Source organism: Pseudomonas sp. P7548 (genome assembly GCF_013386585.1).
Taxonomy (GTDB): Bacteria; Pseudomonadota; Gammaproteobacteria; order Pseudomonadales; family Pseudomonadaceae; genus Aquipseudomonas.
Genome location: NZ_JACARO010000020.1, coordinates 119,409 through 145,795 on the forward strand (window position 1 = coordinate 119,409; position 26,387 = coordinate 145,795).

Consider the following 26,387-nt stretch of genomic DNA (forward strand, 5'->3'; position numbering starts at 1 on the left):
TACCCATCCTGCTGGTTAGCGGTTACTATCGCGTGATGTTCAAGAGGATCCCCCATGGCAATCACCGTCCCCCCAGCTGTCCCTGACGAGCCCTATGTCCTGGCCGATGATCCGGTGCTGGACATGCTCAACACCCTGGCCAACATCGACGGCGTGCCGTGGGATTTCTGGCAGACCGATGCCGACGTGGAGCGTTGGTTGGTGCGCTTGCAATGGGTCGAGGAGGGCAGTGCTCCCAAGTTTGAAGCTGGCACCTTGCTCAGCGCGGCGCGGCAACTGCGCGAAGTGATTCGTGAGTTGGTCAAGCAACGCAAAAACGACCAGCCTGGCAACCCGGCCGCCCTCAACAGCTTCCTGCGCAAGGCGGTCAGCCATCCGCAACTGGTTTGGCCGGCGTCGGGGGGGCCACAGCTGGAACGCCAGCGCAAACGGCAGACGGCCGAACAATTTCTGTCGCCGATTGCTGAGGCAGCCGCTAATTTATTGGTGGCGGGCGATTTCACCCTGATTCGCCGCTGTGAACACCCGGAATGCATCCTGTGGTTTTATGACCGGACCAAGGCCCACAAACGCCGCTGGTGCAGCATGGCGTTGTGCGGCAACCGGCATAAGGTCGCCGAATTCCGCAAACGAAAACTCAAGCTTTAAAAGGAGAAGGCTTTGCACGTCACCAAGGAACAACTGAAGGCAGCATTCACCGTGTCGGGTCTGAAGGTTCGCACACGCAACGCCGATGAATCGCAGCCCGCGAGCGCAAAAATCGGCCCGATGTGGCAGCGGTTTTACAGTGAAGGATTGTACGAGGGGATCCCCGCCAAACAACCGGGCTCACCGGTCTACGGGGTTTACAGCGGCTATGAATCCGATGCCAGTGGCCTGTTTGATGTGACGGCGGGCGTGGCGACGGATGCGCCCGCCCTGGGTTTTGAAAGCCTGGTTATTGAGCCGGGAAACTACCTGGTATTTGAAGCACGCGGGCCAATGCCCCAGGCGATCATCGCCGCCTGGCAGCAGATCTGGGCGTATTTCGAGCAACCTGACGTGCCGGCCCGTGCGTTTGTCACGGACTTTGAGGCTTATCAGGGCCCGGACCTGGCGTTCATCCATATCGGCATTCGCTAGGCTTCGGACGGGCTTTCCCGTTCCAGCAGCTGCCGCTTGCGCTCCACGCCCCAGCGGTAGCCCGACAGGTCCCCATTACTGCGCACCACGCGGTGGCAGGGAATGGCGACCGCCAGGCTGTTCGCGCCACAGGCCTGGGCCACGGCTCGAAAGGACTTGGGCGCGCCGATTTGCTGGGCGATTTGCGCGTAACTGGCAGTGCTGCCCACCGGAATGGTGCGCAGCGCTTGCCATACCCGTTCTTGAAAGGCTGTACCGCGCAGGTCCAGTGGCAAGTCCAGCCCCAGTGCGGGCGCTTCAATAAAGCCAACGACCTGGGCGATCACTTGCTCAAAGTGTGGGTCAGCTCCCACCAGCTCGGCCTTGGGAAATTGGTCCTGCAGGTCGCGCACCAGTTTGTCCGGATCATCCCCCAGCAGGATCGCGCACACGCCGCGCATGCTCTGCGCCACCAGAATCGCACCCAGTGAACATTGGCCCACGGCAAACAGGATTTCGTTGTTGGTGCCGCCGGCCCGGTAATCGCTGGGTTTCATGCCGAGCAGTTGGTCGGCAGACTCATAAAAGCGGCTGTTGGAATTGAAGCCGGCGTCATACAAGGCGTCGGTGACCGAATGCGGGCCCTTGAGGCTGTTGCGCACTTTGCGTGAGCGATGGGCGCTGGCGTAGCCCTTGGGCGTCAGGCCGGTCACGGTCTTGAACACGCGGTGGAAGTGAAAGGGGCTCAGGCCAGCGTGTTTGGCCAGGGTTTCCAGGTCGGGGGGCGTCTCGGCTTGCTCGATCAGCCGGCACGCGTCGGCGACCAGTCGGGCATGGTGCAGGGCGACTTGGGTCTGATCGCCGACAGCCCTTTTGCTGGGGCGATAGCCCGCCGCTTCGGCTTGCTCGCGGGTGTCGAAAAACTCGATATTTTCCGGGCGCGGCAGGCGCGAAGCACTGCTGGGGCGGCAATACACGCCAGTGGTTTTCACGCCGTAGACAAACAGCGTATCGGCCTTGGGGTCGCGGGCCACAATGGCAGCCCAGCGAGGATCTTGTTCGTTGCTCATGGCCAGCACTCTAGACGGTTCACATGGGCAGGTTAGCCGGGCTGGCCGTCTGTGACACTCCGAACCTTGCGGTCAAATCAGCCCGCGGTGCGAAATGTCAGGTTGATGCGCTGGGGGCCCATGACCGGATGCGTGCCTTCCTTGATCGGCATCACGCCGTGAAAACGCAAGCGGTCGACGCCACCCCAGACCACCACATCGCCATGGAACAGCGAGATTTTCTGGGCCTTGTCGCTGCGTTCATGGCCACCGAACAGGAAGATCGCCGGCAAGCCAAGGGACACGGACACCACGGGGGCATCGTAGCGGCGCTCGTTCTTGTCTTGATGCAAGGACATCTTGGCGCCCGGCACATACCGGTTGATCAGGCAGGCATCGGGGGCGAAATCGTTGAACCCGGCCTCAGCGGCTGCCTGCACGGCCAGCTGGCGCAACACCTCGGGCAAGGCCGGCCAGGGTTGCTGGCTGCGTGGGTCAAGCGGGCTGTAACGGTAGCCGCGGGTGTCCGTCGTCCAGCCCAGTTCGCCGCAACTGCTCAGCGCCGCCGACATGGTAAAGCCACCGGGCGTGGTCATTTTCCGAAAGGGTGACTGGGCCAGGATGCGGCGAAGTTCAGGCAGAAGGCGATCGATCCAGGGCAGGGCGTGGCCTCTGAGCACGTAGGACTCTGCGCCAATCTGTTCGCGCCCTGCGGGTTGTTGCAAGGCTTTGTCCGCGAACAGGTCGGCAGTAGGGCCGGGCATGGCTTACAGCGCCTTACTCACGTTGATGTCAGTAATTTCATCAGTGGCGTCGTGAATTTTAGCCAGGGCTTGCTTGGCTTCCTCTACGCTGTTGCTCTGCAATTGCGCGAACTCGAAACGGCGTTCGCCGTTGAGTTTGTATTTGATGACGTACTTGGTGGTGGTGTTCACGGCTATTTCCTGTCGGGTATTCGGATCAGCTCAGCTTGGAGCTGGTGCGACGAACGATGCGGATCTTGTGGGACAGCGCAGGTTTGCGAGTAACGCTGATGGCGCGGCGAGTGACCACATCCAGGGTGATGTTCCAGAAGCCGGTGCTGGGTGCGGTGATCTTGGCCGGGAACTTGTCGAAAGCACCACCGTGGTAGGTATGGCGACCGCCGTTTTTAAAGCTGCGAAAATTCGCATCGCTCATCAAACGGATGTTACAGGTCTGCGAGCATTCGATGACGACAATGTCTCCCTCGTTGAGGTGCTCACGCTGGTGGATGAATTTCATGAGGGTGTCTCCAGAAGGGCTTTTTCTGAAAAATCAGAATGATACGTAGGTTAAGATAGAGTTTATCAGCCCCAGCGCGTTTATTATCGGGCCGTCGTCGACGACTTCGACAATTTAAAACAGTTATTTACCGAGTTATCAGGGATAAATCCTACTTGGGCGGGAGAAAATTACCATCCCCGCTGTCGTAGGGTCTTTATCGGAGGTTTTTGTATGAAGTGGAGTGTGTTGGTTCTGGCCTTGGCAATAGGTGGGTGTGCTTCGGTTGCAGATATCAAGCAGACCCCGCCGACGCTGTCGGTCATTTCCGGGAAGAAACCACAGGAATATGCTGCCTGTGTCGTGCGCAAACTGTCGACGACGCGCCGACCACCACAGATCGAGCCCCACAAGGATGGTGTGCAGGTAATTGTGCCGCAGAAGTATTCGGCTGACCCTTCGGCGATCTTCGAGATTGAAGAGCGCTCCAGCGGCAGCAGCATCAAGCTCTACGAGAGCATGGCCAACGTACCGATCCGCCCAGGTGACGTGAAAAAAGCCGGTGAGGATTGTATTTCCGGCTGATTCCCCGCGTTTCACCCATGCGCCAACATCCGATAAAGAAGCCCGGCCCCGCTGTTGTGGGGCCGGGCTTTTTAATGCATGAGGTTTGACGGTTATCGTCAGCGGATCATTACCCTACCACTTGTAGGCGTATGCGCTTAAGGCCTAAGCATATAACTATAAGAATGGAGTCTTGATGATTTCGTTTGAGCGAGTTCTGCTGGGAGGTGCGCTGCTGTTGCTTGGCCGAGTATGTGCGCAAGCAGTTGGCAGATTTCAGCAGCGGGGAGCGCATCAATCCGGTGATGCAGCCGCTGGCCAAAGTCCTGACCGAGGCGGAAATTTCTGCACTCAGCCTAACATTGGCGGCGATGCCTGCGCCCGTATCCGCAACCGTGCACCGTAGCGAAATGCCGAGTACTGCTGCGCAAAAGCTTGCTTTGCAAGGGGCGTGGGAGCGGCAAGTTCCTGCGTGTGTCAGTTGTCACGGGCCTGCAGGTGCCGGTGTGGGAAGTGCATTCCCGCCGCTGGCAGGTCAGCCGGCCGCCTATCTGAGCGCACAATTGGTCGCCGGGCAGGCAGGCACGCGGCGCAATGACCCCAATGACCTGATGGGGCACATCGCCAAGGCGCTGACCCCGGAAGAAGTGCAGGGGGGGCGCGCAGTATTTCGCGTCGCTGCACCAGGAGGTCAAGCCATGAAGGCCTTCAGGTTTGCACCCGTATTCGCCTTGCTGATTTCACTGCCGACGCATGCGGCGACGGTCGCCATGGAAGACCAGTCGCAGTCGCAGTTGCACCCAACCGCATCGCCTGTCTCTGCTACGTTCCAGCCGCCCCAAGAAAGTGAATTGCCTGACAACGCCTACGGCAAGCTCGTTAGGCAGGGTTACGCCTTGTTTGTGGACACCAAGCGGTTGGCACCGCAATTTGTCGGCAACGGCCTCAACTGCAGCAACTGCCGGCGCTTATCCGATGTACCCGGCCTATCGAAAAAAGAACGACAAGGTCAATACCTTTGCCGATCGTCTGCAAGGCTGTTTCCAGTTCAGCATGAACGGTGGCACACCGCCTGCGGCAGATAGCCCCGAAATTACCGCGCTGTCGGTGTACGCCTATTGGTTGGCCAGCAAGGCGCCCTTGGGTGTCGAGCTGCCGGGACGAGGTTACCCGGACGTGGCGCCGCCCGCCAAAGGCTACAGCCTGGCCCGGGGCGCCGAGGTGTACAAAGACCAGTGTGCGGTGTGCCATGGCGGCGAAGGGCAGGGACAAAAGGGTGGCGACAGCTACGTCATGCCACCGTTGTGGGGTAAAGACTCCTACAATTGGGGCGCAGGCATGCACCGTTTCAATACGGCGGCGTCCTTCATCAAGCACAACATGCCGCTGGGCAAGGGTGGCAGCCTGAGTGATGAGCAGGCCTGGGACGTGGCGGCCTACCTCAACAGCCACGAGTGGCCGCAAGACCCACGGTTGATAGGGGGCTCGGTCGAGAAAACCCGTGTGAAGTTTCGCGCCAATGACGGCGTCAATCTGTACGGGCAAACCGTTGAAGGCGTGCTGATCGGGCAGGGCATCCGTTAAACTGTCGGGTAATGCATACAAAATTGCCGCGCAACCTTAAGGTTTGCGCGGCATTTGTCTTTAAATCGGGAAAACCTAATGAAACGTGAACACGTCAGGGCGCGCCATGCCGACGGCCAGATCTCAGCCACCCATGTCATCCAGAACCCGGCTGACCTGGGTGAATGGATCGTGTTTTTCAAGAAGAGCGGTGGGCGTAGTTACTTCTTGGTGGACGAGCAGGACGAGGTAGAATCATTTGCGCGCCTGGATGAGCTGATCGAAACCCTGCGCGGGCTCGGCATCAAGTTCGCCGAAATCCACCTGTAGCCCTATGGCTTACTTGCAAACCACCACCACGCTGCGGCTTTTGTAGTTGCCCACGTCCTTGCCCAGGGTCTTGTCGTCCTCTTTGAGCGATGGCGTGCCTTCAGTGCCGACGATGCGGTAACCGGTGCCGGCGCAGGAAGCATCTGCCTTTTCATAGCAACTGGCCCAGGAATTGGCTTCGCCGGAACAGTCGATGGTCAGGCCTTGTTCGCCGTTCTTCAGGTACGTATCGGAGGTGGTGGTGCAGCCGGTCATCAGGACCAGTGCTGCAGTCAGCGTCAGTATCTTGTTCATGGTGGGGTCGTCGTCGAGGTATTGGAGGGGCGCTGACACTGTCGTGGGGCGGTCGTGCGAGATTATAGCCATCTGCCACATACGCAGTCTCCAGAATAAACGCCTTCGACTGCGTAGCTTCGGCCGTTGATGGGCGTTACGGCACGCCCATCACCAGTACACCACTGCCGCTGACGGCGCCGGCAGCGGGTAGCGACCCATTGCGTCGAACCAGAGTGAACATCACATCATCCCCACCCACGCTGTTGGTGATCTGTGTCCGGAATGAGCCGTTGACCTGAACCGCAGCCCCCGAACGGACCATAGCGGTACCCACGTTCGGGTTCGTCATACTCAGCAGACGTGTGTCGAATGACGAGGGTGTTCCTTTGTAGGTGATGGTGATCGGTGTCGTGATTCCCCCATCGGGGCACGAGTAAGTGAGCCTGCGGTTGCTGCGGATGGGGCTCGTCAGCGGGTCGGTGCCTATCTGTCGCTGCTGGACGGTGCCGAAGTCCACCGTGATCGGGTTGTTGTTATTGATCGTGCAGGTTGACGGCGAAACAGTAAAGTTGTTAGCCGACGTGTAAGTGACAGTGAGTTGCGGTCTCGAAGCGTCCCAGTTGTTCGAGCTGGTGAGACGTAACAGGCCGAGATTATCCCCGACACGGACATTGATAGGGTTCGACGGACTGTTACGCATCAGAATATAGGGGGTGATATTGATAGGATAAACGCCACCGTTGTTGGGCATGGTCGCGACCAGGATGCCGCTCAGGACCGGGGTGTTGTAGAAGGTCCCATTGATTCGCAGCCCGGTCCTTTCAAAGGAAAACTTGGGGCCGGGAGTCCACGGAGTGCCTGAACTATTGCCTGTTGCCCAATAGTCCTGACCCCATGCCGGACCCTGGCCAGGTGAGTATCGACATTCCAGCCTTGCGCCTTCGAGCATGATCCTGGTTTTGTCTGGGGTCAGCGTGACCGTAACGGGAACTTGCAGGTTGGGATTTCCCGTCTGCCATGCGCCACCATTCACCCTGCAGTCAACGGCCTGTGCAGTCGGAGCCAAACCAAGCAGCGTAAGAAGCATGCTTTTTTTATATAGTCGTTTCATTTTATTTCTCGTTGCTCCTCTCCCCGGAAGGCTAAATCCGCCCGGCGAGAGGTGAGGTTTGTCTGGGGCTGTTACGGATAGTCCAGCGTAAACGTTGACGTCACCGTATATCTGCCGTGCCCGATGGTTTGGTCCCGGATCGCATCCGGTTCGCCCTGCACATAGGCTTTGAGCTCAATCACATTGCTGCCGGTACTCAACACCTGTTTGTCGCTGACGGTGTTGACGGGTAAAGGTTTATTGCCCGGGGTTTCTATACCAAGGCCAATCCCCGTGGCGCCGCTGCCACCATCGAGTGCGAACAAGCCTGGCAACTTAGTGTTTTCCGTACCGCTGAGCAGGAGGGTGACCGAGTCGCCAATCGTGGTGTCGCAGTTCTCCAGATGCACCCTGAACCCCTTACCCTGGGTGCGCGTATTGAGGTAGAGGTGCTTGCTGGTGACGTCCCAGAGTTCCAGCGTGATCGCATCGTCACCCGGGCGAATCGTGCAAGCCTCTTCCACCAGGTTGCCCTTGAAGCTCAGGTTGTCTGCCGCAGACCCCTTGTCCGGCAAGCCGAAGGTCATCAATAACGCGAGCCAGGCGCACGACCACTTTTTATGATCCATTTCAAATCGCATAGACGTGGTTCCTACTGGTATTCAGCCAACAGCGTGGCCACCGCTGCAAACCGTGTAGGGGCCAGCGTTGCACCGGCTTGTTTGACGGGCACGACGTCCAATGTCGGCGGTGTCGACAAAGTAATGTTCATGGGCGTGTTGAGTGGAAACGGCACGTTATTCTGAAAGACCCGGATACCCAGCGCCGGAACGTTGGTCTGCACCGCTGCGCCATCAAATGCCGTGGGCGTACCGTTGACGGTGAGCTTCAGCACCCAGGGGAGGGTGTCCGAGCCACAGTTGATGATGTAGGGAACCGATTTGCGGTACTTCACACCGTCGACACGTTTTACGCCTACATCTCCAAAGTCGATTTCAATGGTATTGCCTGCATCAATGGTACAAGGCGGCGGTTCGTTCAAGGTTCCGCTGAACGTCAGGTTGGCCAATGCACCACCGCACAGGCCGATGGAGCACAAGGCGAGCAACGCTCGCTGTTGCCAGCTTCTCATTGATCATTCCTCTTCATTGATAATCGACTACCAGAGTGGCGGTTGCATCAAATGCCCCTCCGGTCAATTTGCTGCCTGCACGCTTGACCGGCACCGCCTGCACGACAGGGATGTTTGGGTAGGTAAAATTCACGGCCCTGTTCAGCGGCCAGGCTGCACCGTTGACGTACAGCTTTACGCCAAGATCGGCCTTGCGGGTCACGAGCACGGCGCCGTCAAACGCCGCTCCCGTTCCCTTGAGTTCCAGAGTCAGCGCATTGCTGAAAGGCGAATTACAGGTGACGGTATAAGGCACATTTCGACGGTAATTGACGCCGTCCACCCGTGACGTCAGAAGGTCATTGCCGAAAGGCACATTGAGCGTGGTGCCGCTGTTGATCACACAGGGCGGAGGCGCAATGATGACCGCGCGAATGGTCAGGTTGGTATCGGCCTGCACACCCTGGCAAATCGCCCACAGCAGGCTGCCTCCTATTAGTAAGGCCCAGGGGCCGGTTGAGTTCGCCATCGTTCTGCCCTTACTCATAATTGAGCCTGAAATCCACCACGGCCCGAAATGCCCCGCTACTTAATTGAGCGGAGGTGCGCGTGGGCTGGACCTTCCAGGTCTGGGTATTGCTGCCCAGAGGAAGGAACAGAGGTTCCCCCCTTGAGCCAAGCTGTACATCGCGCCCTAAAGCATCGGTCAGTTGCAGGCCCATTCCGGTGATGCCTTGTACTTTGACCAATCGGGTGTCATCGGTATCAGCGGGCGCATAAAACGCCACCGACACCACCGGTTGGAATGCGCTCCACACCAAATTCCCCGTGCGTTCACTGCGGATGCCGCCGGCTTTGCGTTGGCAATCGGCAAAACGCAACTGGAACGCGATTGGGTTGGCCTGGTCGCCAGGGCGCTGCAGTTGGCTGGTCGAAAAGGCGCCCAGGTCAATGGTTTGATGCAGTGATGTCATTTCCAGGCTGCAAGGGGTTTCATGCATGGACCCACTGATGTTAAGCATGCCGCTCATACCCTCGACATCATCCTCCTGAGCGTGTGCTCCCCCCATACAGGCCAGCAGGAGTACGCCCAGGACCTTCATGTTATGCAGCTTCATGACCTTCTCCGGTGCCAGGCACTACTCATTGGGGGTAGGTGCTTGCGCGTTGACCTTGCAGGTGTTGTCACTGCAGGTAAAAGCCATCAGTGGGCGTCCGCCGTAATCGTTCACGTAGGCCAGGTGCGGGGTTGAGCCAAGTGCCTTGACGGTTGGCCCCAGGGCCAGCGAGCCTTTTGGGGGGATCATCAGCGGTTCAAAACCGGGCAAGGTTTTGCCGTCCTTGGCGCTGCGCGCATCGACCAGAGTGACGTAGTAGGGCGTCGGGTTGTTCACCTGGTAGCGGTCGCCTTCGCGAGTAAGGGTCAGCTTTTCCTGCCATGGGTTGGACAAGTCTTGCTGGGTCGGCGTAATGGCTTGCGGCCGATAGAACAATTTGATTCGGGTCTGCAGTGCGATTTGCAAGGTGTTGGGCTTGTCACTGCGTGGAGGAATTTCCCGCAAATTGAAGTAGTAGACCGTCTCTCGATCCTGCGGCAATGTCTTGGCGGCCGGTAAGGCCTGCACTTTCATCTGGCTTTGTTTCCCCGGCTCCAACCGTTGAACCGGTGGCAACACGATCAGGGGGGACGTGATTTTTTTACCCGCCTCATCCTCAATCCACCCCTGTGCCAAATACGGCAATTGGGTGTTGTTGTTGGTGATATTCACGCTGGTAGCGTCTTTGCCACCATCAAAGATCACGCGGGTGCGGTCTAGGCCAACCGCAGCGTTGGCGTCGTGGCTCAAACCCAGCGCCAATAAGGTGAGGACCTGACAAGTGAAACGTGTGTAGAGGTTCATGAGGATGTGTTCTCCGTTTCGGCACGCTTGCCGGTCAACGTCGCGGGCTCAGGTAAGGATTGATCAGCGGCCACCATCCGGCAGCCCAGTTGCAGGGCATCGCTCAAGCCATCAGCGGGCAACACGTCGGGGAGGTTGAGGATGCAGCGTTCGGCGCCGCCCCAACTGACGACCATTTGTCCGCCGGCCTGGATGCCACTCAGGTACACGCTGCCGCCATCGTTCACGATGCCGGTGTCCTGTTGTTTTACGTTTTTGACGGTGGCGCCAAAGGGCGGTGAACTGCCATCGGGCAGGCGAAGAACGGCCATGGCTTTTTCACCGGCGATCACCGGCAGGGACCGGTAACCGATAGCGCCTTCGGTGAGCGTCAGCTGTGTGACGGATTGAGTGGCTTCGACATTGCTCGGCAAGCTCTCCAGGTCGACGCTGGCGGCTGTGCGCAAGTAGCTGGCTACGTCGACGATCACGGCTTTGCCGAAGGCGTTACTGCGGGTCGGCGTGCCGTAACCGCGCACTGGCACATCGGGTACACCGCCGGTGTCAACCATCAGGCGGGTTCCGCCTGTACTGTTGGTGCGATGCAGCGCTGCGCCATAGGGCGTGAGCGTGCCACCGCCGCGAGCCGATACGCTGAGTGTTGAGTAACCGCCTTCCTGCTTGCTTGCGGCCAGGTCAACGTCAGCCAAATTGCCGACATGATTCAAGTAGCCACTGACGGACTTGTCGTTGGCGCTGATCTGGTAACTGTTGCGTTCATCCAGGCGATCGTTATAGCGCGTGCCGAGACTGTTCTTGCCTGAGACTCGGCTGCCGTCCATCGACAGCGTGCCGGTGGGCCCGAACGGCAGGCTGATCGCCAACGAAACACCGTTGTCCTTGTAGTTGTAGTCCTGGGTGCGATGAAGGTTCAGGGATACATTCAGGTTTTTGACGGTACCGACATTGAAGTAGCGAGATGCCGACAGGTTCCAACGCTGAGTGGCCGAGCGCCCCCAGTAGGTTTGTTTGTTGTAGCTGGCGTACACCGTGGCCCCTAGGTCACGAAACTGCTTGTTCACCGTTGCGGTATACAACGCCTTGCTATCACCGATCGGTCTCCAGCTTTTCAGAAGGTCGCCGTTGGCGTCGCGCCCGGCGAGTTCGCCATTCATGCCGTAATGACGAGCGTCCAGGTATTCGCTCATGCTCAGGTAGTTCTTCTCGGAAAATCGATACCCGGCAAAGGTGACTTGGCTGTCGTACTCCTCGAAATGCTTGGAATATTGAAGGCGGTACGATTTGCCCGAGAGCGACTCACCCCATACTTGCGCACGAGATTGAGTGACATCCAGCGAGAGCGCACCGAAGGCCAGCAAGTCGCGGCCGACCCCGGCAGACAATGCGCCGTAGTTGTTATCCGTGATACCGCCGCCATACAGCGACCAGCCGTTACTGACCCCCCACGAAAATTCACCCGTGCCGAAAAAGTCACCCTCGGCGCCGTAGTGCAGATTGGACGGACGCCCCGTCGCCACTTTGTAGCGAATATGCCCTGGGCGCGTGAGGTATGGCACCCCAGCCGTATCGAACTGGAACGTCTGTACCGAGCCATCCTGCTCTTCTACCCGCACATCCAGCCGACCGGTCACTGCATCATTGAGGTCCTGGATGCGAAAAGGACCTGCTGCAACCAGCGTTTCATACAGCACGCGGCCTTGTTGGCTGACAATGACCTTGGCGTTGGTTTTGGCCACGCCCACCACCTCAGGCGCATAACCACGCAAGTTAGGCGGCAACTGGCTCTCATCCGAATTGAGTGCGGCACCGGTGAAGCGGAAGCTGTCGAACAGATCCGAATACAGGTAGTTTTCACCCACAATCAGCCGGGCCTGCAATTGCGGGATGGCGCGATAGGCGTAGTAACGGCTCCACTCCAGGCGCTGACGACGCTCGGACGAGTCCGCACGGTCAGGGTCGACACGGCCCTGCCAGTCAGCCCGCAAACGCCACGCACCGGCATTGGCCCCCACCGTTCCGTTACCACTGAAGTTGGTGCGGGTCCCGTCATTCTTCTGGTGGCCGGTCTGCGCCGTCATGTTGTAGTCAATCAGCAGGCCAGGCACCCCTTCGTCCCAGCGAGAAGGGGGGTCCCAATTAATGTCGCTGTATTCAAGATAAGCGTGGGGCAAATTAATGTTGAGTGTGGAAGTTGCCAGGTCACCATTGACTTCCGTTCCGGGCAGCTCCTGAATATCCAGGCACTCACCCTGTTTCCACCCATTGAGTTTTTCAATGATTGAAGATTTCAAACCCAATTGCTCAATAATGTTTTGCGATAAGCAGGCCTGGCTCCCTTTAGGATCATCGTCGGGTGGGTAAAACGCGACGGACTGTTCTGATATAGGTTGGTTGTTAATCTGTACGGTCATTGAGTACGTGCCCGGCAGAATGAATCCTTTACGTGCAAATTGCGACAAGTCAATGTTGGAGCGATCACTGAGATCAAGAACGTCGGTATTAAATTCGATATCCCCAGCGCCCAGTGCAGTCCCAGCCATGGATATCAAGCCGCCAAATACTAAACTTGGGCGTAATGTATTTTTTATCTTCGATGCATTCAGCATGAAAGCAACCCATCAATGTTCAAAAGTATTCCAGCCTGAATCGCACTGCGGCACTGTGCGCGCCGGGCAATAACTGCAACCCGTTGCCGACCAGACGAAGCGTGTAGTTCAGTGTCATGTCACCCTCATTCAAGGGATGCGGGGCCATGCGCTCGCCCGGGACACTCTCCTGGCCTGTGGAATCCCAAATATGAAACGCCGCGCCTTGGGACAGGCCTGTGGCAGCAAAGGAGCGGCCATCCCTGTCGGGGGCTCCATCAAACGTTACCCGCAGATGCTCCCAGTCGGGCAGCGTTGCGCCTGGGCGATTCGGATCGGGGCGTGTCAATGAACAGTTGACCAGGCGCAGTTGAAAGGGGTGTGGTGCGCCCAGCGTATTTCGCAACAGCCGGCCGATGGGCTCCGGAGGCATTTCGATTGTCTGATCGACACTGGACAGTTCCAGCCCGCAGGCAGAATCAATGATCTCTCCGCCCAATGTCACAACCCCGTCGCCTTGACCTTGGGCAAGTACTTGTCCGATGGACATCATCAGTGAGCTGGTAATAGCGAGGTTTTTGAATGTTTTCACCGTTATCTCCCGCCAGTTGCCCCCCGCCACTGTGGTGGCGGGGGGAATACTCACTGATAAGCCAGGGTGAAATTGGTGACGGCGCTGAAATCACCGGGGACGATGTCGCCCGTGGCTGCACCCTGCACATAGGCACCGAATTCCAGGGTGTTATCACCGGCGACAATGGCCTGCGGGCGGGTCGGTGTACCCAGGTCGATAGGCGCGCCACCATGGGTCATCATGATGCCAATGTTGCCCGCGCCCCCGACGGTGCCGATCGCACCAGGCACCACGGTCGATGGCGCCGCTGTAAAGGTGGTCGTCACCGTGTTGTCGGTAAGGCCAGTCAGGTCGCAGCCTTCAAGTTCAATGCGTACAGGCCGGGCGCTGGATTTGCCTCCGGCTTGCAGTTGATGCTTTGCGATGGTCCCCAAGTTAACTGATTGATCTACGGATTCAGGCTTGATAGAACAGGCGCCAGAGTGAACCGAGCCGTAAAACGTAACGGTTCCATCCGCCGCTTGAACGGCAGGCATCGATCCCATCAACAGCCCGAGAGACAACAGCGCAGTTTTCATTTCAGTTTTCATTTGCAAAGACCCATCTATTAGTGAATGTCATCAGTCAATCCCAACGCAGTTGCGTGCAGGACTTTCCAGGCATACAGCAATGGTCGATGCCATTGCGACGCTGGTATTAATGCTTCGGGCCCGCCCTCGACTTGAACGTGGAAAGTTTTAAATTTTCCAACTAGTTGTATTGCCTGTTCAGGCTTTTTCCGAAGTCAGGTGATTGTCAGGGCCGTACTTTAAAAAGTAAGTCGCTGGATTCGTTTAGTTGCGTAGTCTAGATGTATCGGAATATGTAGGTGGATTATGGCTATTTGCCAAAACTAGAGTTTCGGCTGTAGGATATTAACTACACGACGATTGTTGAGCGGGGTTTACATGGTGTGTTAGTTGTAAGAACGGTATTACAGCTTTGTGAATGCAATAGGGGGGGGTATGCATTCATCTCAACGAATAGTGCGGTGTTGGGCAAGTAAGGTTGAGGGTGGCTAAAAACGCGCGCGCACAAAAAAGCCCCGATCAACGGGGCTTTCTGTGTGGCTTGATAAGCTTATTTGCCCTTAGGTCGTTTGCTCGACGCGTGGCCTGCTTCGTCCACGAACACTTCAGCCACTGCAATCGCTTGGCTTTCGGTTGCGAAAGCACCGGCAACGCTGTCGCCGTGGAAGTTGATCAGGTGCCAGCCGTCTGCTCGCTTCGTGATCAAGTAGCCGTTTACGCCTTTTGGTTCGGACATCTGTCAATCTCGTGGTCTGGTTCAAGCGGTCCATGATAGCGCCAAATGACCTCGGGCCGCGCAAGTTGTTGCAGGTCAGTGTCGTATGGTCAAAAGCGTGGTAAAACGGTTGCAGCCCCTTTAAGCAAGGGGGCAAAGGCTTGTTTTGCCATGCAGCCAGTGAAGCTCTTCGTAGGATCAGCGGAACTTACGCCGACATTTTTTCTCTATGATGACATCGCAACGCCAGCAGGACCCATTGTAAGGTGACTGCGGCCTGATTAGACTGCGCCGAATTCCGTACGCACAGCCCTTTAGTAAGGACTTATATGATCAAGAAATGCTTGTTCCCAGCAGCCGGTTACGGCACTCGCTTCTTGCCAGCGACCAAAGCCATGCCCAAAGAGATGCTGCCGGTGGTGAACAAGCCACTGATTCAGTACGGCGTCGAAGAGGCACTGGATGCCGGCCTGAACGAAATCTCCATCGTGACCGGCCGTGGTAAGCGCGCGCTGGAAGACCACTTCGACATCAGCTACGAGCTGGAAAACCAGATCAAGGGCACCGACAAGGAAAAATACCTGGTCGGCATCCGTCGTCTGCTGGACGAGTGCTCGTTCTCCTACACTCGCCAGACCCAGATGAAAGGCCTGGGCCACGCGATCCTGACCGGCCGCCCGCTGATCGGTGACGAACCATTCGCCGTGGTATTGGCGGATGACCTGTGCGTCAACCTGGACGGCAAGGGCGTGCTGGAGCAGATGGTCGACCTGTACAAAAAGTACCGTTGCACCATCGTTGCGGTCCAGGAAGTGGACCCTTCGGAAACCAACAAGTACGGCGTGATCGCCGGCGACGAAATCGGCGATGGCCTGATCCGCGTACGTGACATGGTTGAGAAGCCAGCGCCGGAAGATGCTCCGTCGAACCTGGCGATCATTGGTCGCTACATCCTGACCCCGGACATCTTCAAGCTGATCGAAGAAACCGAGCCAGGCAAAGGCGGCGAAATCCAGATCACCGACGCCCTGTTGAAGCAAGCCAAAGACGGCTGCGTGATTGCCTACAAGTTCAAAGGCCAGCGTTTCGACTGCGGTGGCGCCGAAGGCTACATTGAGGCGACCAACTTCTGCTTCGAGCATTTCTACAAGACCGGCAAGGCCTACTGAGTTCAGTCAGCCCCACCAAGTAAAAAGCCACCTTCGGGTGGCTTTTTCGTTTTTCAGCCCCACGTAAGTCGGTATGCTGATGGCCTGCCGAGGAGAGTGAAATGGCCTACGATTTTGACCTGTATGTAATTGGCGCCGGTTCCGGCGGTGTTCGTGCTGCACGCTTTGCTGCGGGCTTTGGTGCCAAGGTGGCGGTAGCCGAGAGCCGCTACCTGGGCGGTACGTGCGTAAACGTCGGTTGCGTGCCGAAAAAACTGTTGGTGTACGGCGCGCATTTTGCCGAAGACTTTGAACAAGCCAGCGGGTTTGGCTGGTCGTTGGGTGAGGCCAACTTTGATTGGGCAACCCTGATCGCCAACAAGGACCGCGAAATCAACCGCCTCAATGGCATCTACCGCAACCTGCTGGTCAACAGTGGCGTGACCTTGCATGAAGGCCATGCGCGGCTGGTGGACCCGCATCAGGTGGAAATCAACGGTGAGCGCTTCACTGCCAAGCACATCTTGATTGCCACCGGCGGCTGGCCACAGATCCCGGAAATTCCGGGGCGCGAGCACGCCATCGGCTCCAACGAAGCGTTCTTCCTGAAAGAGCTGCCAAAACGCGTGCTGGTGGTGGGGGGCGGCTACATTGCCGTCGAGTTCGCCGGCATTTTCCACGGGCTGGGCGCGCAGACCTCGCTGTTGTATCGCGGCGATCTGTTCCTGCGCGGCTTTGATGGCTCGGTGCGCACGCACCTGAAGGAAGAGCTGACCAAGCGGGGCCTGGACCTGCAATTCAACGCAGACATCGAGCGCATCGACAAGCAAGCGGACGGCAGCCTCAAGGCCACTCTCAAGGACGGTCGTGTACTGGAAGCCGATTGCGTGTTTTACGCCACCGGCCGTCGCCCGATGCTGGATAACCTTGGGCTGGAAAACACCGGCGTCAAATTGGACAAACGCGGCTTCGTTGAAGTGGATGACCTGTACCAGACCGCCGAGTCGTCGATCCTGGCCATCGGTGATGTGATTGGTCGCGTGCAGTTGACGCCGGTTGCCCTGGCCGAAGGCATGGCCGTAGCGCGTCGCCTGTTCAAGCCCGAGCAGTACCGCCCAGTGGATTACGCCATGATTCCGACGGCGGTGTTCAGCTTGCCGAACATCGGCACCGTGGGCTTGACCGAAGAAGAGGCGAAGAAGAACGGCCATAATGTGCAGGTCTTCGAAAGCCGCTTCCGGCCGATGAAGCTGACCTTGACCGACTGCCAGGAAAAAACCTTGATGAAGCTGGTGGTGGACGCTGACACCGACAAGGTGCTGGGTTGCCACATGGTCGGCCCCGACGCCGGCGAGATCGTGCAGGGCTTGGCGATCGCGCTCAAGGCGGGCGCGACCAAGCGGCATTTCGATGAAACCATCGGCGTGCACCCGACGGCGGCGGAAGAGTTCGTCACTATGCGCACGCCTGTGGCCGGCTGATCAGGCTGGCGGTGTCTGCTCTGGCGCCGTTGCAACGACGGCGGCCAGACGCAATGCCTCGATACTGGCCTGGGCCTTGATCAGGTCCAGTTCCAGCGCTTTGTTTGCCTGTTGGTGAGTTGCCAGCGACTCCTGGCGCGACTGACTTTCCAGCACGGCAACGCGCAAGCGTTCCTGAAGCAGCGTGCGTTCGCTGTCGATCTGGCTGACCTGTTCGCTCAACTTGAGCTGCAGGGCCTGGTCTTTTCGGGTTTGTTCCTGCAGTGCAGTCAATTCTTTCGCGGTCACGCGGTGCTCGATCAGCAGTCGCTCGTTGTCGCGGTGCAACTGCGTGATTTCGTCCTGGCGCACCAATGCGCTCTGCTGGGCCTGGCGCAGCTCCGCCTGGACCTGTTGCAGTTGCCCCTCATGGCGGCGCTGCTCCTGCTCGCGTTGATCCTTGATTGCGTTGCGGTAATGCTCAAGCGCGTCCCGGGCGTGCAGATGCTTTTCTTCCAGTGAGCGAATCTGCTCGTCCTTGTCTTTGATCCGCAACTCATAGTCGCTGCAGGCCTGGCTCAGCCCGGCATTGCGGGTCTGCTCGGTCTGCAGGCTGGTGGTGGTGGTTTGCAGGGCAGCGCTTTCCTCGGCCAGGGCGGAGGCTTGAATATCAAATTGCTGCTTGAGTTGGCCGTGGGCTTCTTCCAGGGTTTCCAGCTGGGCGAGCAGGGCAGTTTTCTGTTGTTCGAATTGCGCCAGGGCCAGGTCGATGGGCTCCTGGGCTTTTTCTTTCAGGCGTTGGGCCAGCCGCGCCACCAGTTCGCCAAGCTCGTCGTCGATGGGCGCCTCGGTGATGGTCAGGCGGGTTTCGCTGTCGTCCAGTTCTTTCAGATAGCGATGAATCGTGGTTTTCGAGCCGGTGTTGCCCATTTCGATCCGTACTGCGTCGATGCTGGGGTTCTCGCCACGGGCCAGGATGGCCAGGCGGGCCGTTTGAACCACTGCTTTGTTGATGCCGCCGCGCGCCATGAGGTCTCCGTCGATTTGATAGTGTGGTATGTGGTATGTATTTACATACTATATCATCAATAAAAATATGTTAAAAATAATGATTTAACAGATGGGATATTGGCGTATTATCCCGTGTCAGGCGTGCTTTTGCGCGCGCAGCGCCCAATGGCAGTACGAATAGGCCCCTCATGAGCGATCTGGATCGTTACCTAAACGCGGCCACCCGCGACAACACCCGCCGCAGCTACCGTGCGGCCATCGAGCATTTTGAAGTGAGCTGGGGCGGTTTCCTGCCGGCCACCAGCGACAGCGTGGCGCGTTATCTGGTCGCCCATGCTGGCGTGCTGGCGGTCAACACGTTGAAGTTGCGGCTGTCAGCATTGGCGCAGTGGCACACCAGCCAGGGGTTTCCAGACCCGACCAAGGCACCAATGGTGCGTAAGGTGCTCAAAGGGATTCGTGCTGTGCACCCTGCGCGGGAAAAGCAGGCTGAGCCTCTGCAGCTCAAGCATCTGGAGCAGGTGGTTGCCTCTTTAGAGGCCGAAGCGAAGGCGGCGAGTGACGCCCAGGACATGCCTGGCTTGCTTCGCGCCAAGCGCGACACGGCACTGATCCTGCTGGGGTTCTGGCGCGGGTTTCGTAGCGATGAGCTCTGTCGCCTGGAAATCCAGCACGTTCAAGCTATGCCCGGGGCTGGCATCAGCCTGTACCTGCCGCGCAGCAAGAGTGACCGTGACAACCTCGGCAAGACTTATCAGACGCCGGCGCTGTTGCGGCTTTGCCCGGTGCAGGCCTACAGCGAGTGGCTCAGCACCTCTGCACTGGTGCGCGGCCCGGTATTCCGTGCGATTGATCGCTGGGGCAACCTGGGCGAGGAGGGGTTGCATCCCAACAGCGTGATTCCACTGTTGCGTCAGGCCCTGGAGCGAGCGGGTATTCCTGCGGATCACTACACCAGTCACTCACTGCGTCGAGGCTTCGCCACCTGGGCCCACCGCAGCGGCTGGGACCTGAAGTCGCTGATGAGTTACGTCGGTTGGAACGACATGAAATCCGCCATGCGCTATGTTGAAGCGACGCCCTTTCTCGGCATGACGTTGGCCACCCAACCGCTGATTTGAGATTTCTTCTATTAATACAGTTACCTGATAGGGAAAACCAATTACCAGCATCAGGTTTGCCAATGAGCCATCGGTCGAGAGAGTGGGTAGGATTCACCTCATCAACTTCTTAACCCCTGACGGAGAGTCAACGATGCCTATCATCAACAGCCAAGTAAAACCGTTCAAAGCGACTGCATACAAAAACGGCAACTTCGTAGATGTGTCCGACGCTGACCTGAAAGGCAAGTGGTCCGTTGTGTTCTTCTACCCAGCCGACTTCACCTTCGTTTGCCCAACCGAGCTGGAAGACCTGGCTGACAACTACGCCGAATTCCAGAAACTGGGCGTCGAAATCTACAGCGTTTCCACCGACACCCACTTCGCCCACGCTGCCTGGCACAACACTTCGCCAGCCATCGGCAAAATCCAGTACACCATGATCGGCGACCCAACCCTGACCATCTCCCGCAACTTCGACGTGCTGATCGAAGAAGCTGGCCTGGCAGACCGCGGTACTTTCGTGATCAACCCAGAAGGTCAGATCAAGATCGTTGAGCTGAACGACGGCGGTGTTGGTCGTGACGCTTCCGAACTGCTGCGCAAAATCAAGGCGGCCCAGTACGTCGCTGCCCACCCAGGCGAAGTATGCCCAGCCAAGTGGAAAGAAGGCGAGGCTACCCTGGCTCCGTCCCTGGACCTGGTCGGCAAGATCTAAGTCTGTGAAGTCTCAAGGGCGGTACGCCGCACCTAAGTAAGCTGCATCCGCCCTCAAAACGCCCGGGCGAGATTCGCTCGGGCGTTTTTTTGTCTGCAATAAACCGAATGAACAGGAAATCGCCCGTATGTTGGACGCCAATCTTAAAGCTCAGTTGAAGTCATACCTGGAACGGGTCACCCAGCCGATCGAGATCGTCGCCTCCCTTGATGACGGTGCGAAATCCCAGGAAATGCTTGCCCTTTTGCAGGATGTTGTCAGCCTCACCACGCTGATCACCCTGAAAACCGATGGCAATGATGCGCGCAAGCCGTCGTTCTCCATCAACCGCCCGGGTGCCGAGATCAGCCTGCGTTTCGCCGGCATCCCCATGGGTCATGAATTCACTTCGTTGGTGCTGGCCCTGCTGCAAGTCGGTGGCCACCCGTCGAAGGCCAGTGTCGAAGTGATTGAACAGATCCGTGCCCTCAAGGGCGAGTTCAACTTCGAGACTTACTTCTCATTGTCGTGCCAGAACTGCCCGGATGTGGTCCAGGCGCTGAACCTGATGGCCGTGCTCAACCCGAACATCCGCCACGTTGCCATCGACGGTGCGCTGTTCCAGGCTGAAGTCGATGAACGCCAAATCATGGCGGTACCGAGCGTGTACCTCAATGGCGTGAACTTCGGCCAGGGCCGCATGGGCCTGGAAGAGATCCTCGCCAAGCTCGACACCAGCGGCATCGAAAAAGCCGCCGAAAAGATCAGCGCCAAAGACGCCTTTGATGTCCTCGTCGTCGGCGGTGGCCCAGCCGGTTCTTCCGCGGCCATCTACGCGGCCCGTAAAGGCATCCGCACCGGCGTCGCCGCTGAGCGCTTTGGCGGTCAGGTGCTGGACACCATGTCCATCGAGAACTTTATCTCGGTACAGGAAACCGAAGGCCCCAAACTGGCCAGCGCCCTGGAAGCCCACGTGCGTCAGTACGACGTGGACATCATGAACCTGCAGCGTGCCAGTGCGCTTGTCCCGGCGAAAAACGCCGGTGACTTGCACGAAATTCGCTTCGAAAGCGGTGCAACCCTCAAGTCCAAGACCGTGATCCTGGCCACCGGCGCCCGCTGGCGTGAAATGGGTGTGCCGGGCGAGCAGGAATACAAGGCCAAGGGCGTGTGCTTCTGCCCGCACTGCGATGGCCCGTTGTTCAAGGGCAAACGCGTCGCGGTGATCGGCGGCGGTAACTCCGGCGTTGAAGCGGCCATCGACCTGGCCGGCATCGTCAGCCACGTCACCTTGCTGGAGTTCGACAGCAAGTTGCGCGCCGACGCTGTGTTGCAGCGCAAGCTGTATAGCCTGCCGAACGTGGACGTGATTACCAGCGCCCTGACCAGTGAAGTCAAAGGTGACGGCCAGAAAGTCACGGGCTTGGCCTACAAGGATCGCGACAGCGGTGAGTTCAAGACCATCGACCTGGAAGGGATCTTTGTGCAGATCGGCCTGTTGCCCAACACCGACTGGCTCAAAGGCACCGTGGAATTGACACCACGCGGCGAGATCATCGTGGATGCACGCGGCGAGACTTCACTGCCTGGCGTGTTCGCTGCCGGTGACGTCACGACGGTGCCGTACAAGCAGATCGTGATTGCAGTAGGCGAGGGCGCGAAGGCTTCCCTCAGTGCGTTCGATCACCTGATCCGCACGTCTGCCCCGGCCTGATTGGGCCACAAACAAAAAGCCCCGTGAGCAATCACGGGGCTTTTTGCTGTCCGTAGGCGCAGGCTTGCCGGCGATGACCATTTTGAAATCGGCATCGCCGGCAAGCCGGCTCCTACAGGTTACAGCGGCGCAGGCTGAATGATCTCAACCCAGTACGCATCCGGGTCCTTGATGAACGCCAGGCTTTTCATGCGGCCATCGCTCAGGCGCTTCTGGAAGTCGCAACCCAGGGCTTCGAAACGCTCGCACGCCGCGACGATGTCCGGCACTGAAATGCAGATATGACCGAAACCGCGTGGGTCGGTGTTGCCGTTGTGGTAGGCGAAGTCGGCGTCGTTTTCGGTGCCGTGGTTGTGGGTCAGTTCCAGGATGCCCGGGATCGATTTCATCCATTGGGTGCGCTCGGCGGCATCGGCCGGGATCTGGGATTTGTCCACCAGGGCCAGGAAGTACAGGCTGAATTCGGCTTCCGGGAAATCACGCTTTTCAACCAGGGAGAACCCCAGGACGCGGGTGTAGAAGTCCAGCGACTTGGTGATGTCCTTGACCCGCAGCATGGTGTGGTTGAACACGAAGTTCGCGGTGGCGGTGTCGGGCTGGGCAGTGACGCCCGGGAAAGTGTTCAGTTCGTGCAGGCTCATGGGCCCTCCAGAAAAAAATGGGGCAAACGCGGCTCCGGTGACAGGAGCGTTCCCTTGGCTTGCGGCTGGCATCCGTGCAGCGGGGTCATGATACGCAAGGCCCGCCCAGGGCGCCAAATGAAAAAGGTCACGCGGCGCTTGCGACCAGTCGGTGTCGGGCCTCAAACTTTGAGGCTTGAACCTTGGGTGTTTCTGGCAATGATTGAGTTCCGTAAACCGCTGTTGAGTTCGTTGTGCCTGCTGTTGGGCAGCCCGTTTGCGCTGGCCGCCGACCCGGAAATCCACTGGCCCAGCGGCTGGCAAGTGGAAGAAGTGGTGTCGGATGATCAAGCGCCCGCCACCCCTGCAACCGTGTCGCGCCAACGCGCAATCAAGAACGATGAAAATGGCACTACCTTGATGGTCATGGAGTTGACCGCAACGCCGATCGATGCCGGGCATAAAGTTAATCTTCAAGGCGTGCTGCTGGAAATGCGCAAATCCATCCAGAAGGATTTTGCCAAAGGCGGTTATCAAAGCGTGTGCAGCAAGATGCACCCCTCGACATTGAGTCGTCTTGATGCACTGGAAACCACTTGTGTGATTACCGAGAACGGGCGACATGTGTTGTCGCAAACACTAGTGGGGGCGGTAGATGCCGATAAGGCGTATGTCTTTTCGTACGCGGGCCAGGCGCAGGCCTACGAAGCAAGCAAAGATGAAGTCAGTGCGGTGCGTGCAAGCCTGAAACTATAAGCAGGGCGTCCCTCGATTGTGAAAGAGATGAACTGTTAGTTAAGTTCGATTTCGAACCTTGGCGCTCCTCGCCAGACTTAAACAAAAAGCCCCGCATGTGCGGGGCTCTTTGTTAGTGCATGTTGATCAGCCGCGAAGCCAGGAATCTACAGTGGCGGCGCCGTACTGTTCTTTCCAGGCCTTCAGGCCGCGGTGGTTGCCGCCTTTGGTTTCGATCAGCTCACCGGTGTGCGGGTTCTGGTAGACCTTGACCACACGTGCGCGGCGCTGTTTAGGCGCGGCGACAGCAGCGGAGGCCTTGCCCGGGTTAGGGTCAAGGATGGAAATGATGTCGCGCAGGCCTTTGCCGTAGGTCTTCATCAGCGCTTGAAGCTTTTCTTCGAATTCGATTTCTTTCTTCAGGCCGGCGTCGTTCTTCAGGGATTCCAGCTGGGCAAGCTGCTCTTGAAGGGCTTTTTCTGCTGCGCGAAATTCGGCGAGTCTGGACAAAATCTGTACTCCAATAGTGTATTTGGCTGATATCAACTGCAGACAACGCTATAAGCCAAGAGCTTTAAGGTGACTCAAAGAAAGAAACCTTTCTGCGAGTTGTGCACAGGCACGAAAAATTGTAGTAGTTAATTCATCACGAGTAAATCATGACTTTTGTCGAAATAACACGCTTTCATCAAGGGTGGTAGATGGCTATTCAATGGCTGCTCAGTGATTTAATGAACTCCTCACATGGAAGAGGCCGTCCGAACAGATAACCCTGCAGGAAATCCACACCTTGTGCCGCCAGATATTCGCATTGCTCGGTTGTTTCCACGCCTTCGGCGACGATCCCCAGGTCGAGTTTGCCGGACAGTTCAATGATGCTGTCCAGAATATGCCGCGAGAGCGCATCCGCGCCGATCATCGCGACAAAGCTTTGGTCGATCTTCAAGTAGTCCACATTGAAGTTACGCAAGTAACCCAGGCTCGAGTGTCCAGTACCGAAGTCATCGATGGCGATCATCACGCCCAGTTCATGCAGAGCGTCGAATAGCTGGCGTGTGATGTCGGTAGGTTCGATCAACTCGCGTTCGGTCAACTCCAGCACCAGCGTGACCTGGCCTGGTGTAAAGGCCGCAAGAAACTCGCGACAGTCGTCTACCAGCGCGAGGTCCTGACAGTGCCGCGCGGTGATGTTCACACCCACGTGAAAACCCGGCGAGAAACGCTCGGCATGGGGGGCCAACTGAGCAGCGGTCTGACGCAGGAGCGACCGGGTCATGGGCACGATCAGGCCGGAATGCTCAGCCAACGGAATAAACAGGTCGGGGCGCACCAGGCCTTCCTTCGGGTGCTGCCAGCGCATCAACACTTCGCAACCGGCCCATTGGCGGGTGTCGCCACGTACCACAGGCTGGAAGTAGGGAATGAACTCGTTGGCCCCCAAAGCCCGCTGCAACTCGTGGGTCGGTGCCGATGAACGCTTTTGCAACCAGTGCGCAAGCACGCCGGCCAATACACCAAAGAACATCAGCAGGCTGAACAGCGCGGGGTAGCGGGCTTCCATGTAGCGCCACACTTCACCGGCGGGCATGCCGGCGTCGACGCTGTAGTGATAACGCGAAGACACCAAGTGATGATGGGCCACGGGAAACTGCGGCACTGCGTTGTCATGCACCTTGCCCTCGGCGTCCAGCCAGTTGGGGCCCACTTGCAGGATAAGGTGCGCGTAACGGCTGATCAGGCGCAGGGCGTTGGTCAGGTGGTAACCGTCGATAGAGGCAAACGCGGCTTTATCGCCATCTACCAGCCGGTACACGAGTAGCGCGGTATCGGGCGTGACCGGGTTGCCATTCATCAACCACAGCGTGCCATCAACGTAATCGTCCGGGTTGACCGCCGACTCGTAGTTGCCGCCAAACAGCGATGTGCAATAGATGTTTCTCTTCCAGGACAGGGTCGTGGCTCGCACAAAGGGGCGGCGGGTCACCTGTTCACGCAGCGCCAGTTGCGCACCGCTGTCACACGGCTGGCCGGCCAGTGGCAATAAGGCCTGGGCGGCGAGATAGGTATTGTCCAGCATCAGGTCGAATTGCCGAACGGCTTCCTGTGCGGTCTGGGCCGTGCTCAATTGCAAGGTACGCTCGGCTTGCCAGTACAGGATGACCACACCCAAGGCGATGGGTAACAGGCCGCTGAAGGTGGTGATCAGGTAGCGCGTGGCGCGTTTTCGCGGGCCTGTGACGGTGAGGGGCATGGACAATGCGGCCTGTGGCTGGAATAGGACGATGATAGATGGCCCGGGCTGATTAAGCTCGCCTGAGTTAACCCAACGACGAATAGTCCAGGCTTTGCGCTACCCGAATAAAGGCCAGCGCTGCCGGGGAGGATTGCCGTCGGTCCAGCACCGCCAACCCGATACTGCGTGGAACAGCCGGTATCAGGGGGCGTTGCACGTAACGCGGGTCCGGGGTGAGCGGTAGCGACGCTTGCGCCACCACCGTCACCGCCTCTCCACGGCTGACCACATCCAGCGTGCTGAGCAACTGCGCGCAGCGGTAGCGCACATTCGGCGTGAGGCGGGCAGTGTTGAACAAGCGCGACACCAACTCCGAGGAACCGGCCTCGGTCAGAATGAACGGATCGGCGCACAAGTCCTTCAAGGCCAGGGCAGGGCGCTTGGCCAAGGTGTGGTTGGCCGGTAGCAGGGCGACCATTTCGTCCGTGAACACGGGGAACGTGTCGTAGCGCTCCTGCTCCAGCACCACAAAACCAATGTCGATCCGCCGCTCATCCAGCCACTGTACAACCTGCCGGTCGGGGCCTTCATCGATGTGCACCTCGATGCCCGGATACGCCTGATGAAACCGCGTGAGGATGCGTGGCAACAAACGAATGGAAGACGTTGGGCCGAACGAGCCGATGCGCAGCGTGCCGCGCTTGAGGCCCCGGGCATCGGCGGCTTCCTGCTGCAACGTGTCCGCGAGGCCAAGCATGGCCCGCGCGCGCAGCAGCAACTGCGTGCCGATATCCGTGAGTTGGACCTGGGATTGGTGACGCCGGAACAGGTCCACACCCAGCTCCTGCTCCAGCCCTTTGATGGCATGGGACACCGCCGACTGGCTGATACCCAGGCGTTGGGCTGCACTGGTGAAGCCTTGCAGCTCGGCCACGAGGGAAAAGATTTCAAGCTGGGTCAGGGTCATGAGCAAACACTCATTTTACGATGAGCTGAGAT

30 protein-coding genes and 2 pseudogenes are annotated in these 26,387 nt (G+C 58.3%); 12 read left to right on the top strand and 20 right to left on the bottom strand.

The genetic code is table 11. The features are described 5' to 3' along the window. Positions 1-54 precede the first annotated feature (54 nt). Together HX803_RS11775 and HX803_RS11780 are read left to right on the top strand one after the other, a co-directional pair. Positions 55-648, top strand: a complete 594-nt coding sequence (locus HX803_RS11775) for an ABATE domain-containing protein (protein WP_178920738.1) — start codon at positions 55-57, stop codon at positions 646-648. A 12-nt stretch (positions 649-660) separates the two neighbouring features. Continuing rightward, complete coding sequence (locus HX803_RS11780) at positions 661-1,122, top strand: GyrI-like domain-containing protein (protein WP_178920740.1); 462 nt, start codon at positions 661-663, stop codon at positions 1,120-1,122. On the opposite strand, the gene ada is transcribed toward HX803_RS11780, so the two are convergent. From ada to HX803_RS11800, 4 genes are all read right to left on the bottom strand, one after another. After that, on the bottom strand, positions 1,119-2,171 hold the full coding sequence (ada, locus tag HX803_RS11785) for a bifunctional DNA-binding transcriptional regulator/O6-methylguanine-DNA methyltransferase Ada (protein ID WP_178920742.1): 1,053 nt from the start codon (positions 2,169-2,171) through the stop codon (positions 1,119-1,121). The two genes, HX803_RS11780 and ada, sit on opposite strands and share 4 nt — an antisense overlap. Before the next feature lie 77 nt (positions 2,172-2,248). Then, complete coding sequence (gene alkB / locus HX803_RS11790; protein WP_178920744.1) at positions 2,249-2,914, bottom strand: DNA oxidative demethylase AlkB; 666 nt, start codon at positions 2,912-2,914, stop codon at positions 2,249-2,251. A gap of 3 nt (positions 2,915-2,917) precedes the next feature. After that, entirely contained in the window at positions 2,918-3,085 is a 168-nt protein-coding gene (locus tag HX803_RS11795) for a hypothetical protein (RefSeq protein ID WP_178920746.1), read from the bottom strand. A 25-nt stretch (positions 3,086-3,110) separates the two neighbouring features. Next, on the bottom strand, positions 3,111-3,413 hold the full coding sequence (locus tag HX803_RS11800) for a DUF1883 domain-containing protein (protein ID WP_003191319.1): 303 nt from the start codon (positions 3,411-3,413) through the stop codon (positions 3,111-3,113). Between the two features lie 213 nt (positions 3,414-3,626). Between HX803_RS11800 and HX803_RS11805 the strand changes: the two genes are divergently transcribed. From HX803_RS11805 to HX803_RS11820, 4 genes and pseudogenes are all read left to right on the top strand, one after another. Next, entirely contained in the window at positions 3,627-3,977 is a 351-nt protein-coding gene (locus HX803_RS11805) for a hypothetical protein (RefSeq protein WP_176996021.1), read from the top strand. 224 nt (positions 3,978-4,201) lie between these two features. Beyond that, positions 4,202-4,658 (top strand): annotated as a pseudogene (locus HX803_RS11810) (cytochrome c); the annotation flags it as partial. After that, positions 4,655-5,540, top strand: a pseudogene (locus HX803_RS11815) (c-type cytochrome). The pseudogenes HX803_RS11810 and HX803_RS11815, both read left to right, overlap by 4 nt. A gap of 78 nt (positions 5,541-5,618) precedes the next feature. Continuing rightward, positions 5,619-5,849, top strand: a complete 231-nt coding sequence (locus HX803_RS11820; protein ID WP_178920748.1) for a hypothetical protein — start codon at positions 5,619-5,621, stop codon at positions 5,847-5,849. A 9-nt stretch (positions 5,850-5,858) separates the two neighbouring features. Here HX803_RS11820 and HX803_RS11825 read toward each other — a convergent pair whose 3' ends face one another. The 11 genes from HX803_RS11825 to HX803_RS11875 form a co-directional block, all read right to left on the bottom strand. Continuing rightward, complete coding sequence (locus HX803_RS11825; RefSeq protein WP_178920750.1) at positions 5,859-6,143, bottom strand: hypothetical protein; 285 nt, start codon at positions 6,141-6,143, stop codon at positions 5,859-5,861. Between the two features lie 136 nt (positions 6,144-6,279). Further along, positions 6,280-7,236, bottom strand: a complete 957-nt coding sequence (locus tag HX803_RS11830; RefSeq protein WP_178920752.1) for a fimbrial protein — start codon at positions 7,234-7,236, stop codon at positions 6,280-6,282. A gap of 71 nt (positions 7,237-7,307) precedes the next feature. Then, a complete protein-coding gene (locus HX803_RS11835; protein ID WP_178920754.1) occupies positions 7,308-7,856 on the bottom strand; it encodes a fimbrial protein in 549 nt (182 codons plus the stop codon). 11 nt (positions 7,857-7,867) lie between these two features. Further along, on the bottom strand, positions 7,868-8,347 hold the full coding sequence (locus tag HX803_RS11840; protein ID WP_178920755.1) for a fimbrial protein: 480 nt from the start codon (positions 8,345-8,347) through the stop codon (positions 7,868-7,870). A gap of 13 nt (positions 8,348-8,360) precedes the next feature. Further along, positions 8,361-8,855, bottom strand: a complete 495-nt coding sequence (locus tag HX803_RS11845; RefSeq protein WP_178920757.1) for a fimbrial protein — start codon at positions 8,853-8,855, stop codon at positions 8,361-8,363. 10 nt (positions 8,856-8,865) lie between these two features. After that, positions 8,866-9,444, bottom strand: a complete 579-nt coding sequence (locus HX803_RS11850; protein WP_178920759.1) for a fimbrial protein — start codon at positions 9,442-9,444, stop codon at positions 8,866-8,868. Positions 9,445-9,465: 21 nt separating this feature from the next. Then, positions 9,466-10,227: a fimbria/pilus periplasmic chaperone gene (locus HX803_RS11855; RefSeq protein WP_178920761.1), complete on the bottom strand. Its 762-nt coding sequence runs from the start codon at positions 10,225-10,227 to the stop codon at positions 9,466-9,468. Then, a complete protein-coding gene (locus tag HX803_RS11860; protein WP_178920764.1) occupies positions 10,224-12,833 on the bottom strand; it encodes an outer membrane usher protein in 2,610 nt (869 codons plus the stop codon). The genes HX803_RS11855 and HX803_RS11860 overlap by 4 nt, the downstream gene beginning before the upstream one ends. A 19-nt stretch (positions 12,834-12,852) precedes the next feature. After that, on the bottom strand, positions 12,853-13,404 hold the full coding sequence (locus tag HX803_RS11865) for a fimbrial protein (RefSeq protein WP_178920766.1): 552 nt from the start codon (positions 13,402-13,404) through the stop codon (positions 12,853-12,855). A gap of 50 nt (positions 13,405-13,454) precedes the next feature. Then, on the bottom strand, positions 13,455-13,976 hold the full coding sequence (locus HX803_RS11870) for a fimbrial protein (RefSeq protein WP_256732838.1): 522 nt from the start codon (positions 13,974-13,976) through the stop codon (positions 13,455-13,457). Positions 13,977-14,505: 529 nt separating this feature from the next. After that, positions 14,506-14,691, bottom strand: coding sequence for a hypothetical protein (locus HX803_RS11875; protein WP_029294643.1), 186 nt, complete (start codon positions 14,689-14,691; stop codon positions 14,506-14,508). Between the two features lie 308 nt (positions 14,692-14,999). Here HX803_RS11875 and galU point away from each other — a divergent pair, with 308 nt between their 5' ends. Both galU and gorA read left to right on the top strand, forming a co-directional pair. Beyond that, a complete protein-coding gene (galU, locus tag HX803_RS11880) occupies positions 15,000-15,839 on the top strand; it encodes a UTP--glucose-1-phosphate uridylyltransferase GalU (protein WP_178920769.1) in 840 nt (279 codons plus the stop codon). A gap of 101 nt (positions 15,840-15,940) precedes the next feature. Next, positions 15,941-17,299 carry a glutathione-disulfide reductase gene (gene gorA / locus HX803_RS11885; RefSeq protein WP_178920770.1) on the top strand — a complete coding sequence of 453 codons (1,359 nt, stop codon included), beginning with the start codon at positions 15,941-15,943 and terminating at the stop codon, positions 17,297-17,299. Here the strand turns inward: gorA and HX803_RS11890 are convergent, their stop codons facing one another. Then, positions 17,300-18,307, bottom strand: a complete 1,008-nt coding sequence (locus tag HX803_RS11890; protein ID WP_178920772.1) for a DNA-binding protein — start codon at positions 18,305-18,307, stop codon at positions 17,300-17,302. It lies immediately after the preceding gene. Positions 18,308-18,477: 170 nt separating this feature from the next. Between HX803_RS11890 and HX803_RS11895 the strand changes: the two genes are divergently transcribed. The 3 genes from HX803_RS11895 (at position 18,478) to ahpF (ending at position 21,800) form a co-directional block, all read left to right on the top strand. After that, on the top strand, positions 18,478-19,410 hold the full coding sequence (locus HX803_RS11895) for a site-specific integrase (RefSeq protein ID WP_178920774.1): 933 nt from the start codon (positions 18,478-18,480) through the stop codon (positions 19,408-19,410). A 133-nt stretch (positions 19,411-19,543) separates the two neighbouring features. After that, complete coding sequence (gene ahpC / locus HX803_RS11900) at positions 19,544-20,107, top strand: alkyl hydroperoxide reductase subunit C (RefSeq protein ID WP_010210361.1); 564 nt, start codon at positions 19,544-19,546, stop codon at positions 20,105-20,107. A 127-nt stretch (positions 20,108-20,234) separates the two neighbouring features. Then, the gene (gene ahpF / locus HX803_RS11905) at positions 20,235-21,800 is read left to right on the top strand and encodes an alkyl hydroperoxide reductase subunit F (RefSeq protein ID WP_176996037.1); all 1,566 of its coding nucleotides are present in this window, start codon (positions 20,235-20,237) and stop codon (positions 21,798-21,800) included. A gap of 119 nt (positions 21,801-21,919) precedes the next feature. Here ahpF and gloA read toward each other — a convergent pair whose 3' ends face one another. Next, positions 21,920-22,441: a lactoylglutathione lyase gene (gene gloA / locus HX803_RS11910; protein ID WP_012724171.1), complete on the bottom strand. Its 522-nt coding sequence runs from the start codon at positions 22,439-22,441 to the stop codon at positions 21,920-21,922. A 198-nt stretch (positions 22,442-22,639) separates the two neighbouring features. On the opposite strand from gloA, the gene HX803_RS11915 reads away from it, so the two are divergent. Then, positions 22,640-23,176, top strand: coding sequence for a DUF4946 domain-containing protein (locus tag HX803_RS11915; protein WP_178920817.1), 537 nt, complete (start codon positions 22,640-22,642; stop codon positions 23,174-23,176). A 126-nt stretch (positions 23,177-23,302) separates the two neighbouring features. Here the strand turns inward: HX803_RS11915 and HX803_RS11920 are convergent, their stop codons facing one another. The 3 genes from HX803_RS11920 to HX803_RS11930 all read right to left on the bottom strand — a co-directional run bounded on the left by HX803_RS11920 (position 23,303) and on the right by HX803_RS11930 (position 26,355). After that, a complete protein-coding gene (locus HX803_RS11920; RefSeq protein WP_178920776.1) occupies positions 23,303-23,665 on the bottom strand; it encodes a histone-like nucleoid-structuring protein, MvaT/MvaU family in 363 nt (120 codons plus the stop codon). 199 nt (positions 23,666-23,864) lie between these two features. Further along, the gene (locus HX803_RS11925) at positions 23,865-25,406 is read right to left on the bottom strand and encodes an EAL domain-containing protein (protein WP_178920779.1); all 1,542 of its coding nucleotides are present in this window, start codon (positions 25,404-25,406) and stop codon (positions 23,865-23,867) included. 67 nt (positions 25,407-25,473) lie between these two features. Further along, entirely contained in the window at positions 25,474-26,355 is an 882-nt protein-coding gene (locus HX803_RS11930) for a LysR family transcriptional regulator (protein WP_178920781.1), read from the bottom strand. Positions 26,356-26,387 lie beyond the last annotated feature (32 nt).